The 897-nt window shown below is 63.3% G+C and carries 1 protein-coding gene; it reads right to left on the bottom strand.

Going from position 1 to position 897, the window contains the following annotated elements:
• A partial coding sequence (locus tag BRAS3843_RS13520) for an AMP-binding protein (protein ID WP_244425286.1) occupies nucleotides 1–826 on the bottom strand: 826 nt, incomplete at its 3' end.
• Nucleotides 827–897: the final 71 nt, after the last annotated feature.

Here is an 897-nt window from a genome sequence, read left to right as displayed (position 1 = left end):
CGGCCGCAAGGATCGACAGACCGACGGTCATGGTGCCGCCGACGTGGAACAGCGGAAATCCGTTCAAGGCGGTGTCCTGCTCGTCCAGCCCGTGAACCCGGGCAAAACTCCAGGCGGCATGGATCTGATTTCCATGCGTCAGGCGAACCAGCTTCGGACGTCCAGTCGTCCCTCCCGTATGAAACAGCGCGCACACCGACTGGCGGTCGTGCGACGGCTCGAAATCGAGTGTGTCGCGCTGGCCTGCATTCGCCTGATCAAAGTCCACCAGTCGGCCCGTGAGACCGCCGCTCTCGCCGACGACCAGGATCTGCCGCAGCGCAGCGACTCGTGCGGCCACCTTGCTCGCCTTGCCCCAGATCGCCGGATCGGCGGACTCTGACGGGATCATGAGCACGGAGGCATTCTGCGCTTCGAGCAGGTCGACGATCGTGTCTTCGTTCAGCAGATAGTTGATCGAGCTCGCGACGCCGGCGAGCTGGGCGCCGAGCAGCGCGGGAAATATCTGCGGCAGGATAGGGCAGAGCACCGCAACCGTCGGCCCGTCAGGTGTGATGCCGTAGGATCTGAATAAGTTCGCCGCGCGGGATATTTCGGCGAGCAGTTGACGATGTGTGAGGCCGACCTCAGGAGATTCGGGAGGAGTCACAACCGTCAGTGCGGGCCTGTCGGGGTGCAGTCGCGCCGTGGCTCGGAAGAGGTCATGGAGATTGCGTGCCGGGACGAGGGAATCGTAAGACAGACCCTCCAACGCCTCGATATCGGCAATGGACCTCACAGGTCTCGTGAACCTTGTCGTGATCGTTGAAGCCTGGCCGAAAACCATCGCTGCTATCCTTGGAGCAGCCGTTCGCGCAGTCCGGTGCCGACCCCGGCGCGTACAAACGCATCCCTCCC

The organism is Bradyrhizobium sp. STM 3843, from assembly GCF_000239815.1.
Taxonomy (GTDB): Bacteria; Pseudomonadota; Alphaproteobacteria; order Rhizobiales; family Xanthobacteraceae; genus Bradyrhizobium.
This window is presented reverse-complemented; position numbering and strand designations above follow the sequence as displayed.